Raw genomic sequence first — 13,707 nt, forward strand, 5'->3', positions numbered from 1 at the left:
TCCCTTCTCGACGGCATTTTGGATCCCTCGGCGCTTCGGCGCGTGCCGGAGGCTGATCTGCAGGCCGTGGCGGACGCGGTGCGGGCGGAGATGATCGACGCGGTCTCGGTCACCGGGGGCCATCTCGGCTCGGGCCTGGGCGTGGTCGAGCTCACGGTCGCGCTGCACCACGTCTTCGACACGCCCGACGACCGCATCGTCTGGGACGTCGGCCACCAGTGCTACCCCCACAAGATCCTGACCGGACGCCGCGACCGCATCCGCACCCTGCGCCAGGGCGGGGGGCTCTCCGGCTTCACCAAGCGCAGCGAGAGCGTCTACGACCCCTTCGGCGCCGCTCATTCCTCCACCTCGATCTCGGCCGCGCTCGGCATGGCGGTCGGGCGCGACCTCGACGCCGCCGCCGCCAAGGCCGCCCAGACGAGCCTCAAGCGCCGCAACGTGGTCGCGGTGATCGGCGACGGCTCGATGTCGGCCGGCATGGCCTACGAGGCCATGAACAATGCCGGTGCCATGCACTCGCGCCTGATCGTGGTCCTGAACGACAACGACATGTCGATCGCGCCGCCCGTGGGCGCCATGTCGGCCTACCTCGCCCGGCTGGCCTCGGGCGGCACCTACCGCTCCTTGCGCGAGACCGCCAAGCAGCTCGGCAAGCTCCTGCCGAAGGCCCTCTACCAGCGCGCGGCCCGCGCCGAGGAATACGCCCGCAGCCTGCTCGTCGGCTCGGGCACGATGTTCGAGGAGCTCGGCTTCTACTATGTGGGCCCGGTCGACGGGCACAATCTCGACCACCTGCTGCCGGTGCTCAAGAACGTGCGCGACAGCGAGCAGGGCCCGATCCTGCTGCATGTCGTGACCCAGAAGGGTAAGGGCTACGCGCCGGCGGAGGCCTCGGCCGACCGCTACCACGGGGTGGTCAAGTTCGACGTGGTGTCGGGCATCCAGGCCAAGGCCAAGCCGAACGCGCCGGCCTACACGCGGGTGTTCGGCGAGAGCCTGGTGAAGGCGGCCGATGCCGACCCGAAGGTAGTGGCGATCACCGCGGCGATGCCGGGGGGCACGGGGCTGGACATCTTCGGCAAGGCGCATCCGGACAAGACCTTCGACGTCGGCATCGCCGAGCAGCACGCGGTGACGTTTGCGGGCGGCCTGGCGACGGAGGGCTACAAGCCGTTCGTGGCGATCTACTCGACCTTCCTGCAGCGGGCCTACGACCAGGTGGTGCACGACGTGGCCTTGCAGAACCTGGCGGTGCGCTTCTGCCTGGACCGGGCGGGTCTGGTGGGGGCGGACGGGGCGACGCATGCGGGGGCGTTCGACCTGGCCTATCTGTGCTGCCTGCCGAACATGACGGTGATGGCGGCCGCCGACGAGGCGGAGCTGGTGCACATGGTGGCGACGGCGCACGCGCACGACACGGGCCCGATCGCGCTGCGCTACCCGCGCGGCGAGGGCGTGGGTGTGGACCTGCCGGAGCGGGGCGAGGTTCTGGCGATCGGCCGGGGCCGGGTGATCCGCCGTCCGGAGGGGGCGCGGGTGGCTCTGGTGAGCCTGGGCACGCGGCTCGGGGAGGCGCTGAAGGCGGCGGACGTTCTGGAGGGGTCTGGGATCGGGGTGAGCGTTGCGGATGCGCGCTTTGCCAAGCCGCTGGACGAGGCGCTTCTTCTGGATCTGGCGGGCACGCACGAGCTTGTTGTGACGCTGGAGGAAGGCTCGGTGGGCGGGTTCGGGGCGATGGTCCTGCACCTGTTGGCGGAGCGGGGCGTTCTGGACACGGGCCGTGTGCGGGTCCGGACGATGACGCTGCCGGACCTGTACCAGGACCATGACAGCCCGGATCGGATGTACGCGGAGGCCGGCCTCGACGCCGCCTCCATCGTCAAGCTCGTCCAGGACACCCTCCCCGAGCGCCAGGACAGCCGGACGAGCCGTCTTCGCCTCGCCTGATGTCCGACCGAACGGGCGGCACGCGCGCGGCGCGGCCCGCGTGTGGCCGCCCGATCCTTGTTCCTTCAGCGGTTCGGTGACACAAGCGCGCGGCGCGCCGCGGCGCCCGGGGTGATGGCGCCCCGCCGCGGCTGCAGCCCGTGACGAAACGAGAGAGATGGCAGAGGCGACTGAGACCGGACGCACCGATCCCGGCCCCGTGCTGATCACGGGCGCGAGCGGATTCCTCGGCGCCGCCCTGGTCGACGTGTTCCGCGATGCGGGCTTTCCCGTGCGCATCCTCGTGCGCGCCACGAGCCCGAGCACCAATCTCGTCTGGCCCGATGTCGAGCGCGCGGTCGGCGACATGCGCGATCGCGCCGCGGTCGCCGCCGCGATGACAGGGCAGCGCTACCTCGTTCACGCCGCGGCCGATTACCGGCTCTGGGCGCCCGACATGGAGGAGATCGTCCGCACGAACCGCGACGGCACGCGCATCCTGATGGAGGAGGCGCTGAAGGCCGGCGTCGAGCGGATCGTCTACACGTCGAGCGTCGCCACCATCAAGCCGCACGACGACGGCACCTCCGCCGACGAGACGCGCCCGCTGACGCCCGAGACCGCGATCGGCGCCTACAAGCGCAGCAAGGTCGTGGCCGAGCGCGTCGTCGACGAGATGGTGGCGCGGGACGGCCTGCCGGCCGTGATCGTGAACCCCTCCACGCCGATCGGCCCCCGCGACGTGAAGCCGACGCCGACCGGGCGGATCATCCTGGAGGCGGCGCTCGGGCGGATGCCCGCCTTCGTCGATACCGGCCTCAACCTCGCCCACGTCGACGACGTCGCAGCGGGCCACTTGCTGGCGCTCCGGAAGGGCCGCTTGGGCGAGAAGTACATCCTCGGCGGCGAGAACGTGATGCTCGCCCAGATGCTCGCCGACATCGCGGGCCTCGTCGGGCGCAAGGCTCCGACCGTCCGGCTGCCGCGGGTGGCGACCTACCCCGTCGCGATCGTCTCCGAGCTGATGGCCCGGGTCACCGGCAAGGCGCCGCTCGCGACGATCGACGGCATCCGCATGGCGCGCTACCGGATGTTCTTCTCGGACGCCAAGGCGCGTTCCGAGCTCGGCTACACCGCCCGGCCCTACCGGGAGGGGCTCGCGGACGCGATCCAGTGGTTCCGCGGCGCGGGGTATCTGCGATGAGCGCGAGCCTTCAGACCGCGACCGAGACCCGCTCGGGCAAGGGCCACCGCGACGAGAACTTCCCCGTCGCCTCCCACCTGATCCACCCGCGCCACCGGGGGGCGATCCTCGCCTTCTACCATTTCGTCCGCGCGGGCGACGACGTGGCGGACCATGCGGACCTCACGCCCGAGCGCAAGATCGCGCTCCTCGACGCTCTCGCCGACGCGCTGACCGGACGCGGCCCCCCCGATACGGAAGCCGCGCCCCTGAAGCGGGAACTCGACGCCCGCGGCCTGCCGCCGACCCACGCGCTCGAACTCCTCGACGCCTTCCGGATGGACGCGCGCAAGAGCCGCTACGCGGATTGGGACGAGCTCATCCACTATTGCCGCTACTCGGCGATGCCGGTCGGCCGCTACGTCCTCGACGTGCACGGCGAGAACCCGGCCCGGGTCTGGGCGGCCTCGGACGCCATCTGCGCGGCGCTCCAGATCCTCAACCATCTGCAGGATTGCGGGAAGGATTACCGCAACCTCGACCGGGTCTACATCCCGCAGGATTATCTCGATCTGCACGGCGCGACCGTCGAGATGCTCGGCGCCGACAGGGCGAGCCCGGAGCTGCGCGGGGTGATCCGCGACCTCGCCGCCCGGACCCTCCTCCTCCTCGACGAGGGTGCCGTGCTGCCGAGCCTGATCGACGATCTGCGCCTGTCCCTGGAGATCGCCGCGATCCACCGCCTCGCCGTCGTGCTGACGCGCGGCCTCCTCGATCGCGATCCGCTCTCCGAGACGGTGCATCACGGCAAGGCCGGCTTCGCCCTCACGGCGCTCGGCGGAATCGTCGGCAGCCTCGCCCGCCGCCCCTTCCGCGGCCGCAATCTGCGCGCCCTTCAGGGAGCTTCGCCATGAGCGCCACCGCGACGCCCCTGCCCGACGATGCGTCCGAGGCCCCTGCCCTGCCGGCGGCGGGCTCCTCGTTCTACACGGCGATGCGCCTGCTGCCGAAGGAGCGGCGCGAGGCGATGTACGCCGTCTACGCCTTCTGCCGAGCGGTCGACGACGTCGCCGACGACGGCGGTCCGGCCGATATCCGCGCGGCCGAGCTCGACCGCTGGCGCGCCGACATCGATGCCCTCTACGCCGGCAGGCCCCCGGCCCGGGTGCGCGATCTCGTCGTGCCGGTCGAGCGCTACGGCCTCAAGCGCGAGGATTTCCACGCCGTGATCGACGGCATGGCGATGGACGCCTTCGAGGACATCGTGGCGCCCGACGAGGCCACCCTCGACCTCTATTGCGACCGGGTGGCGAGCGCCGTCGGGCGCCTCTCGGTGCGCATCTTCGGCATGCCGGACCAGGACGGGATCCGCCTCGCCTGGCATCAGGGCCGGGCGCTGCAACTCACCAACCTCCTGCGCGACATCGACGAGGACGCGGAGCGCGGCCGCCTCTACCTGCCGCGCGAGAAGCTCGCCCGGATCGGGCTCTCCGCGCCGACGCCGCGGGCCGCGATCGAGCATCCGCGCATCGCCGAGGTCTGCGCGGCGGTCGCCGCCGAGGCCGACGCCCATTACCGCGCGACCTGGGAGATCATCGGGCGGACGCCGCGCAAGGCCACGAAGGCGGCCCGCCTGATGGCGGCGGCCTACCGCCTCTACCTCGACGCGCTCGTGAAGCGCGGCTGGTCGGCGCCCCGCGCTCGCGTCAAGCCCGGCAAGCTCGCGCTGCTGGCGGTCGCACTCCGCCACGGGATCGTCTGATGGGGACCACCCACGTCGTCGGGGCCGGCCTCGCCGGCCTCTCCGCGGCCGTCGCGCTCGCCGAGCGGGGACGGCGGGTCGTGCTGCACGAGGCCGCCAAGCAGGCGGGCGGGCGCTGCCGGTCCTACTACGATCCGAGCCTCGGGCTCACCATCGACAACGGCAACCACCTCCTCCTCTCCGGCAACACCGACGCCCTCGCCTTCATGAGGACGATCGGCGCGCCGTCCGATGCCCTGACCGGCCCTGACGAGGCCGCCTTCGATTTCGCCGACCTGAAGACCGGCGAGCGCTGGCGCTTGCGCCCGAATGCCGGCCGGCTGCCCTGGTGGATCCTGAGCCGCGGCCGTCGCGTGCCGGGCAGCCGCGCCCGGGACTACCTGGCGCCCCTGGGCATTCTGAAGGCCGCCTCCGGCAAGGCGGACGGCGCGGGCGGCACGATCGGGCAGAGCATGGCCTGCGAGGGCCTGCTCTACGAGCGGCTCTGGAACCCGGTCCTGCTCGCAGCCCTCAACACCGACCCGCGCGAGAGCGACGTGGGCCTCGCGGCCACGATCCTGCGCGAGACGCTGGGCGCGGGCGGGTCCGCCTGCCGCCCCCTCGTCGCGGTCGCCGGGCTCTCGGCGGCCTTCGTCGATCCGGCCGTCGCCTACCTGGAGCGGACGGGCGCGGAGATCCGATTCGGGCGGCGCCTGCGCGGCCTCGGCTTCGGAGCCGGGCGGATCGACCGGCTCGATTTCACGGACGAGCCGGTGGAGCTGGCGGCGGACGATTCGGTCGTGCTGGCCCTGCCGCCCTGGGTCGCCGCCGAGGTGCTGCCGGGCCTCGCCGCGCCGCAGAGCTTCCGCTCGATCGTGAATGCGCATTTCGCAGTGGTTCCGAAGGCCGGAAGCCCGCTTCTTCTCGGCGTGGTGAACGGGCTCACCGAGTGGCTCTTCGCCTATCCCGACCGGTACTCGGTGACGATCAGCGGCGCCGACAGGCTCCTCGACGTGCCGCGCGAGGATCTCGCGCGCCGGATCTGGGGGGAGATCGCGCAGCTCGATCAGCTTGCTCCGGAACTGCCAAGCTGGCAGATCGTCAAGGAGAAGCGCGCGACCTTCGCGGCGACGCCGGCGGAGGCCGCTCGGCGCGCGAGCGCCGTGACCGCGCAGACGAATCTCGTCCTGGCAGGCGATTGGACCGCGACCGGCCTGCCGTCGACGATCGAGGGAGCGATCCGCTCCGGCAAGACCGCCGCGCTTGCCCTGATGTGCGATCCGGCACTGGGGCGCGGCGCGGCGTGAGTCATAGGGCTCCCTTTCCGAGGAGCCGCTGAGGCGAGGACGATGCGAGAGGCTGTGAACAAGGTCGAGGCGCTGCAGCGCCCGAAGACCCAGGACATCTCCCTGGAGGATGTCGAGCGCGGAGTCGCCAACGCGACGCGGGCGCTCACGCGCCTCGCGCACGCGGACGGGCATATCTGCTTCGAGCTCGAGGCCGACGCGACCATCCCCTCCGAGTACATCCTGTTCCACCAGTTCCGCGCGACCACGCCCCGCGACGGGCTCGAAGCCAAGATCGGCAATTATCTGCGCCGCACGCAGGGCAAGCACGGCGGCTGGGCCCTCGTGCATGATGGGCCCTTCGACATCAGCGCCAGCGTGAAGGCGTACTTTGCCCTCAAGATGATCGGCGAGGACATCGAGGCGCCGCACATGCGCCGGGCGCGCGAGGCGATCCTCTCCCGGGGCGGCGCGGCGAATGCCAACGTCTTCACCCGGTTCCTGCTCGCCCTCTACGGCGAGGTGCCCTGGGCGGCGGTGCCGGTGATGCCCGTCGAGGTCATGTTCCTGCCGAAGTGGTTCCCCTTCCACCTCGACAAGGTTTCCTACTGGGCCCGCTGCGTGATGGTGCCCATGTTCGTCCTGCAGGCCGAGAAGCCGCGGGCGAAGAACCCGCGCGGCATCGGCGTTCAGGAACTGTTCGTCACCCCGCCCGAGCACGTTCGCTCCTGGCCGGGCTCACCCCACGCCACGTGGCCCTGGACGCCGATCTTCGGCGGCATCGACAGGGTGCTGCAGAAGGTCGAGAACTATTTCCCGAAGACGCCTCGGCTGCGTGCCGAGGAGAAGGCGGTCGCCTGGGTCAGCGAGCGCCTGAACGGCGAGGACGGGCTCGGCGCGATCTTCCCCGCCATGGTCAACTCGGTGCTCATGTACGAGGTGATGGGCTACCCGGCCGATCACCCGCAGGTGCGCATCGCCTGCGAGGCCATCGAGAAGCTCGTCGTCGAGAAGGACCACGAGGCCTACGTCCAGCCCTGCGTCTCGCCCGTCTGGGACACGGCGCTCGCGAGCCACGCCCTGCTCGAGGCGGGCGGCGCCGAGGCCGAGCGGCAGGCCCGCGACGGCCTCGACTGGCTCAAGCCCCGGCAGGTTCTCGACATCGTGGGCGACTGGGCGGCGGCGAAGCCGAACGTGCGGCCCGGCGGATGGGCCTTCCAGTACGCCAACGCCCATTATCCGGACCTCGACGACACGGCCGTCGTGGTGATGGCGATGGACCGCGCCATGCGCCAGCACGGGCTCGTCGCCGACATGCCCGATTACAGCACCTCGATCGCCCGGGCCCGCGAATGGGTCGAGGGGCTCCAGTCGAAGGATGGCGGCTGGGCGGCCTTCGATGCCGACAACAACCACATGTACCTGAACCACATCCCGTTCTCCGACCACGGGGCGCTCCTCGACCCGCCGACCGCGGATGTGACGGCCCGCGTCGTCTCGATGCTGGCGCAGCTCGGCGAGACCCGGGAGACCTACCCGGCTCTCGACCGGGGCGTCGCCTACCTGCTCAAGGAGCAGGAGAAGGACGGCAGCTGGTACGGCCGCTGGGGCATGAACTTCATCTACGGCACGTGGTCGGTGCTCTGCGCCCTCAACGCCGCGGGCGTCGATCCGAACGCGCCGGAGGTGCGCCGGGCCGTGGCATGGCTCATCAGCATCCAGAATCCGGACGGAGGCTGGGGCGAGGACGCGTCGAGCTACAAGATCGATCCGGCCTTCGAGCCCGGCTACAGCACCGCCTCCCAGACGGCCTGGGCGCTGCTCGCCCTGATGGCGGCAGGCGCCAACGACGAGCCGGCGGTGACGCGGGGCATCAACTATCTCGCCCGGACGCAGGGCGCGGACGGCTTCTGGAACGAGGAGCGCTACACCGCGACCGGCTTCCCGCGGGTGTTCTACCTGCGCTACCACGGCTACTCGAAATTCTTCCCCCTCTGGGCGATGGCGCGGTTCCGCAACCTCAAGCAGAGCAACAGCCGGCAGGTCGCCTATGGCATGTGACCCGGCCGGCCGGTGCGCTGGCGCGCCGGGACGCTTCCGGCGCGGATTGTTGCAGGTCGGCCACAGGCCGGCCGCATTGGGATTGGTATGAAGGCTGCTTGAGCGTCAAGGCCCGGCCCCCGGTCGGGATGTCCAGCCTCGAACAGCCGGGTTTCCATGATCCTGCCCGAGCCAGCCCCGAGCGGCCGTGTCGTCGCGGTCCGCTCCGGTCCCGCGGCGGCCTTTCTGCCGCACGCCCTGCCGGTCCTCGCCGTCACCGGACTTGCCAAGGAGGGCCGCCTCGCCGCCGGGCCCGGCGTCGCGGCCATCGGCGCGGGCGGCAACCCCCAGCGTCTGCGCAACCTGTTGGCCGGGCGGACGCAGCCGGGCTGCCGGGCCGTCGTCAGCATCGGCATCGCGGGCGGGCTCGATCCGGACCTGCTGCCCGGCGACGTGGTAATCGCCTCCGGCGTGCAGGCCGACGGTCGCCGCTACGACGCCGACGCGACCGTGGCCGAGGCCCTGCTCGCCCGCCTCTCGCGCCCCGGTCTGAAGGTTCTGTCGGGCGATCTCGCGGGCGTCGACGCGGCGGTTCTCAGCCTGGACGGCAAGGCCGACCTGTGGGCGCGAACCGGCGCCGCGGCCGTGGACATGGAATCGCACGTCGCCGCCGCCTTCGCCGAGCGACACGGCCTGCCCTTCGCCGCGATCCGCGTGGTTTGCGATCCCGCCCACCGCGCCCTCCCCGCCTTCGCCGCGCAGGCGCTGAAGCCGAACGGCGAGCCCGACATCCTGGCCGTCCTCGCCGCTCTCGCCCGGGGCTCGGCCAAGGTCGGCGGCCTCGTTCGGCTTGCGCGCGACTCGAAGGCGGCATTCGGATCGCTGGCGCGCTGCCGCGCTCTGCTCGGCCCCGGCCTCGGCGTTCCCGCGGTGCAGGAGGCGCTCCGCGAGGTTGCCTGAGGCGGAGGTCTTCGGAAGGGGACAGTCGCTCGAGCCGAGTGCCTCGACGCCGCAGATTCCGCTCAAGAGAAAGCCCCCGCGGCGATGCCGCGGGGGCTTTCTCTTTGGGGCGCGCCTGCGAGAGCTCAGGCGGCGGTGCGCTTCCGGGCTTCCTGCTTGGTGTCGACGCCCGACGCTTTGATCTCGGAGAGCTTCTGGGCGACGTTGCGCGAGAACACGAACTCGGCCGGGCGCTGGTTCTCCAGGCTCACGTCCGGGGCCATGTCGCCCTCGGTCTTGATGCCGCGAAGGGCGTGGACCAGCGGCTTCCAGGGCTTGCGCACGGAATCGACGACGGACGAGGCCTCGTAGCCCGAATGGACCATGCAATCGGCGCACTTCTCGTAGTTGCCGGTGCCGTAGGAATCCCAGTCCGTCTCTTCCATCAGCTCCTTGAAGGTCGCCGCGTAGCCCTCGCCGAGCAGGTAGCAGGGCTTCTGCCAACCGAACACGGTGCGGGTCGGGTTACCCCACGGGGTGCAGTGATAGGTCTGGTTTCCGGCCAGGAAGTCGAGGAACAGGCCCGATTGCTGGAAGGTCCACTTCTCGCGGCCCTTCTCCTTCCCGTGCCGGAACACGCCGCGGAACAGGTCCTTCGTCGCCTTGCGGTTGAGGAAGTGCTGCTGATCGGGCGCACGCTCGTAGGCGTAGCCGGGCGAGACCGTGATCCCGTCGATGCCCATGCGCGTCACGGAATCGAAGAAATCGGCGATCTTGTCGGCCGAGGAATTGTTGAAGAACGTGCAGTTGATGGTGACGCGGAAGCCCATCTCCTTCGCCGTCTTGATGGCCGCGACGGCCTTGTCGTAGACGCCGCGCTGGCAGACGGACTTGTCGTGCATCTCCTGGTCGCCATCGAGGTGGATCGACCACGTGAAGTACGGGCTCGGCTTGTACTCCTTGATCTTCTTCTCAAGGAGCAGCGCATTCGTGCAGACGATGGCGAATTTCTTCTGGGCGATGATGCCCTCGACGATCTGCGGCAGATCCTTGTGGAGAAGCGGCTCTCCACCCGCGATCACGACCACCGGTGCACCGCACTCGCGCACGGATTCGAGGGCGTCGGCGACGGGCAGGCGCTTGTTGAGGATCTCGTCCGGATAGTCGATCTTTCCGCAACCCGCGCAGGCGAGGTTGCAGCGGAACAGAGGCTCCATCATCATCACGAGCGGGTAGCGTTTGCGGCCCGTCAGATGCTGCTTGAGGATGTAGCCGCCGATCTTCGCGACGTACCGGAGGGGAATGCCCAAAACGCGGCTCCTTTGTTTTTGGCCCCAGAGTGTCGGGCTGCTTAGCGCGAAAACAACACGAATTCCAGCGATCTAGGTTGGAACGGGTCTTATTAGCGACCCGAATCGCGGGCGTCCGCACGTGTTTCCGGCAATGACGCAAGCGGGCCACAGATCCGGGGGCCGTCGGCTCCCGCGAACTGCCGCAAACCGACGCCTATCCCATCCCCGGTGCGATTTCCTAGCCCACCGACCGAATGCCAGCTTTGCGTCCGGATTGCGACGAGAACTCCAACGGAAGCTTGAGCATAGGCATGCTGCAGTGCGAAATCGCACCTGAGCGGATGGCTTCCACTGAAAATCGCCCCGCGTTGCATTCGGGGCGCCGGGCCTTTACTGAGCAGGCCGACCGTGAAGGGTCGGCGGCTGGGATGCGCCCGATCGGGCGTGGCCCCCTGAAACCGGCCGCCCCCGCCGCCCGTTCCGGTCACGAAGATGCCGGATCGGTGATCAGGGCGTTTCCCACGGGCGGAGGTTCGTGGCAAATGCCCCGGTTCCCCGTTGCGTCGCACGGTCTCGACCGGACATCCGCTCTCGGTTTCCGGTGAGGGCTCTAGGCAGGCAGGATACTCGTGATCGAACGACTCGTCGCGTTTTCCGTTCATCGTCGCTGGCTCGTCATCGCGGTCGTCGCTCTGATGACCGTCATCGGCGCGGGCACCGCCGCGCATCTGTTCCGGATCAACACCGACGTCGAGCGGCTGATCGATCCGAAGGAATCCTGGCGGCAGGACGAGATCAACTACGAGAAGGCCTTCCCCCAACGGACGAACACCGTCGTGGCGGTGATCGACGGGAAGACGCCGGAGGAGGCGGAAGAGGCCGCCGTCGAACTGACGAGGGCGCTGAGCAACAACAAGGCCCTGATCGAGACCGTCTACCGGCCGGATGGCGGCCCGTTCTTCGACAAGAACGGGTTCCTGCTGATGTCGCAGGCCGAGCTTGAGAAGACCACGGAGCAGCTCGTCCAGCAGCAGGGCCTTCTGGGTCCGCTGGCGGCCGATCCCTCGCTGCGCGGGGTAATGCGGGTGCTCAGCCTCGGGGCCCGCGGCGTGAAGAGCGGCGACGCCAAGCTCGAAGAGCTCGACAAGCCGATGGGCCAGATCAACGGGGTGCTGGAGACGGTGCTCGCCGGCAAGCCCGCGCGCATGTCGTGGCAGACGCTGCTCTCCGGCGGCGAGACGCGGGTGACGGACCTGCGCAAGTTCGTGATCATCCAGCCCGTCCTCGACTTCAACGCCCTGCAGCCGGGCGCGGAGGCGACGAAGCTGATCCGCAGCGTCGCCAAGGATCTCAAGATCGACGAGGCCCACGGGCTGCGCATGCGGCTGACCGGGCCGGTCGCCGTGGCCGACGACGAATTCGCCACGCTGTCGGACGACGCGGTGCTGAACAACAGCGTGACGGTCGGCGCGATCGTCCTGTTCCTGTGGCTCGCGCTGCGCTCCGCCCCCCTCGTCACCGCCGTGATCATCACGACCTTCGCGGGTCTCATCGTCACGGCGGCGCTCGGCCTCCTGATGGTGGGCGAGCTCAACCCGATCTCGGTCGCCTTCGCGGCCCTCTTCGTCGGTCTGGGCATCGATTTCGGCATCCAGTTCGCGGTGCGCTACCGGGCCGACCGCTACGAGCAGCCGACGCTCGAGGCCGCGATCCGGGCGGCCGCCCGGGGCGTCGGCTGGTCCCTGACGCTGGCCGCGGTCTCGCTGCTCGCGGGCTTCTTCGCCTTCCTGCCGACCGCCTTCCGCGGCGTGTCCGAGCTCGGCCTCATCGCCGGCGTCGGCATGATCGTGGCCTATCTCTTCTCGCTGACCCTGCTGCCGGCGCTGATCGCCGTGTTCAAGCCGCGCGGCGAGAAGGAGGCCGTCGAGACGACCTGGCTGTCGGGCGTCGACCCCTGGATCATCCGCAACCGGAAATGGGTCCTGATCGGCGTCGGCCTGCTCACGCTGGCCGGGATGCCGCTGCTCTGGAAGCTCCCCTTCGATTCCAACCCGATGCACCTGAGGAGCCCGAAGGTCGAGTCGATCGCGACCTACCTCGACCTGATCAAGGACCCGGCCACGAGCCCGAACATCATCGACGTGCTCGCGCCGTCCGTCGCCGACATTCCGGAGACGATGAAGAAGCTGCGCGCCCTGCCCTCGGTGGCCGAGCTCATCAGCATCGACACCTACGTTCCGCGCGATCAGGACCAGAAGCTCGCGACGATCCAGGAGACGGCGCAACTCCTCGATCCCGTGCTCAACCCAGGCCGCAAGCCGCCGCCGCCCACGGACGCCGACAACGTGAAGGCGATCAAGGACGCGGTGACGGCCCTGCGCGGCGTCGCCGGCAGCAGCGAGCCGGGTGCCAAGAGCGCCGAGGCGCTGGCCAACACCCTCGACAAGCTCGCCAACGCCCCCGTCGCGGTCCGCGAGGCGGCCTCCGTCGCGCTGACGACCGATCTGAAGACGCTGCTGAAGCGCCTCTCCGACCTGCTCCACCCGGAGAAGGTCACCCTGGAGAACCTGCCCCCGCAGGTGAAGGCCGAGTGGGTCGCCGCGGACGGGCGCGCCCGGATCGAGGTCCATCCGAAGGGGAACTCGAACGACGATCAGGTCCTGCGCAACTTCGCCAAGGAAGTGCAGACCGTCGCCCCCCACGCGACCGGAGCGCCCGTGGCGACGACGGCATCGAGCTACACCATCCTCGGCGCCTTCGTGCAGGCCGGGCTGACGGCGCTCGCGCTCATCTTCATCATCCTGTCGGTGGCCCTGCGCAAACCCTGGGACGTCGCCATGACGCTGGGTCCGCTGGTGCTCGCGACGCTGTGGACGCTGATGGCGCTCCACGTCATCGGCATGCCGCTGAACTTCGCCAACATCATCGCCCTGCCCCTGATGCTCGCGGTGGGCGTCGCCTTCCACATCTACTACGTCATCGCGTGGCGGGCGGGCGTGACCGACATGCTGGCCTCGAGCCTGACCCGGGCGATCTTCTTCTCGGCCCTGACCACGGGCACGGCGTTCGGCTCCCTCGTCCTGTCGAGCCATCCGGGCACGGCGAGCATGGGCAAGCTCTTGGCGCTGTCGCTGTTCTTCACGCTGCTCGCGGCCTTCTTCGTGGTGCCGGCCTTCCTGGGTCCGCCGCCCAAGAAGCCCGATCCGAAGCGCCCCGAGGCGAAGACCGTCGACAACGATCCGATGGTGCCGAGCCGCACCGAGGCGGCGCTGGCGAAGTAGCAGCCTGCAGCCGCCG

The 13,707-nt window shown here is 70.0% G+C and carries 9 protein-coding genes; 8 read left to right on the forward strand and 1 reads right to left on the reverse strand.

The genetic code is table 11. From position 1 onward, the window contains the following. The 7 genes from dxs to E1J50_RS22790 form a co-directional block, all read left to right on the forward strand. On the forward strand, positions 1-1,950 hold a 1,950-nt coding region (dxs, locus tag E1J50_RS22760), incomplete at its 5' end, for a 1-deoxy-D-xylulose-5-phosphate synthase (RefSeq protein ID WP_245516704.1). Between the two features lie 157 nt (positions 1,951-2,107). After that, on the forward strand, positions 2,108-3,133 hold the full coding sequence (hpnA, locus tag E1J50_RS22765) for a hopanoid-associated sugar epimerase (RefSeq protein WP_132256051.1): 1,026 nt from the start codon (positions 2,108-2,110) through the stop codon (positions 3,131-3,133). Continuing rightward, positions 3,130-4,026 (forward strand): squalene synthase HpnC, encoded by an 897-nt coding sequence (gene hpnC / locus E1J50_RS22770; protein WP_132256052.1) that lies wholly within the window; start codon positions 3,130-3,132, stop codon positions 4,024-4,026. The genes hpnA and hpnC overlap by 4 nt, the downstream gene beginning before the upstream one ends. Then, the gene (hpnD, locus tag E1J50_RS22775; protein ID WP_132256053.1) at positions 4,023-4,874 is read left to right on the forward strand and encodes a presqualene diphosphate synthase HpnD; all 852 of its coding nucleotides are present in this window, start codon (positions 4,023-4,025) and stop codon (positions 4,872-4,874) included. The genes hpnC and hpnD overlap by 4 nt, the downstream gene beginning before the upstream one ends. After that, positions 4,871-6,160 (forward strand): hydroxysqualene dehydroxylase HpnE, encoded by a 1,290-nt coding sequence (gene hpnE / locus E1J50_RS22780; RefSeq protein ID WP_132256059.1) that lies wholly within the window; start codon positions 4,871-4,873, stop codon positions 6,158-6,160. The genes hpnD and hpnE overlap by 4 nt, the downstream gene beginning before the upstream one ends. Before the next feature lie 42 nt (positions 6,161-6,202). Beyond that, a complete protein-coding gene (gene shc / locus E1J50_RS22785; protein ID WP_132256054.1) occupies positions 6,203-8,200 on the forward strand; it encodes a squalene--hopene cyclase in 1,998 nt (665 codons plus the stop codon). Between the two features lie 156 nt (positions 8,201-8,356). Next, positions 8,357-9,139 carry a phosphorylase gene (locus tag E1J50_RS22790; RefSeq protein WP_132256055.1) on the forward strand — a complete coding sequence of 261 codons (783 nt, stop codon included), beginning with the start codon at positions 8,357-8,359 and terminating at the stop codon, positions 9,137-9,139. 125 nt (positions 9,140-9,264) lie between these two features. Here E1J50_RS22790 and hpnH read toward each other — a convergent pair whose 3' ends face one another. Beyond that, complete coding sequence (gene hpnH / locus E1J50_RS22795; protein WP_132256056.1) at positions 9,265-10,428, reverse strand: adenosyl-hopene transferase HpnH; 1,164 nt, start codon at positions 10,426-10,428, stop codon at positions 9,265-9,267. A 611-nt stretch (positions 10,429-11,039) separates the two neighbouring features. On the opposite strand from hpnH, the gene hpnN reads away from it, so the two are divergent. Beyond that, positions 11,040-13,691, forward strand: a complete 2,652-nt coding sequence (gene hpnN, locus E1J50_RS22800; RefSeq protein ID WP_132256057.1) for a hopanoid transporter HpnN — start codon at positions 11,040-11,042, stop codon at positions 13,689-13,691. Positions 13,692-13,707 lie beyond the last annotated feature (16 nt).

The organism is Methylobacterium segetis, from assembly GCF_004348265.1.
In the GTDB taxonomy this organism is placed as follows: Bacteria; Pseudomonadota; Alphaproteobacteria; order Rhizobiales; family Beijerinckiaceae; genus Methylobacterium; species Methylobacterium segetis.